Annotated in this window: 1 protein-coding gene; it reads right to left on the reverse strand. The window is 50.0% G+C overall.

Annotated elements, in window-relative coordinates; translation table 11 throughout:
• The coding region (locus tag PGX78_RS08975; RefSeq protein ID WP_442864828.1) for an NAD(P)-binding protein at positions 1-400 on the reverse strand (400 nt) is incomplete at both ends.

Here is a 400-nt window from a genome sequence, read left to right on the forward strand (position 1 = left end):
CACCGCCTTCTCCGAATTGTACATTCGAACGACTGTCAAACTCGCCGTCTTCCCAAAAACGACGTACCGCTTCACTGCGCCGCTCTACATCATATCCTCGCTCCAAGACAAGCGGGCAATAACCATGCTCCGCCAACGTCAAGGCCGCTCCCAGTCCTGCCGGCCCGGTGCCGACTACAATCGGTCTGTGAGTCAGTCGTTCAGACCCGTAAACAATCGGATCCGCCTTCATTTCTTCTATTTTTCGAACCGATTCATCAAGTTTAAACTTCCGCAACACGGTCTTTTCATTTTTTACACTTACTTGCAGAGTAAAGACGAAAAATATACGAGGTTTGCGTCTGGCATCAACAGAGCGACGCACAACCGTTACTTCTTGTATATCCGCAGGAGAACACCG

The sequence above is a fragment of the Megasphaera sp. AF13-6AC genome, from assembly GCF_027685385.1.
GTDB classification, from domain to species: Bacteria; Bacillota; Negativicutes; order Veillonellales; family Megasphaeraceae; genus Megasphaera; species Megasphaera micronuciformis.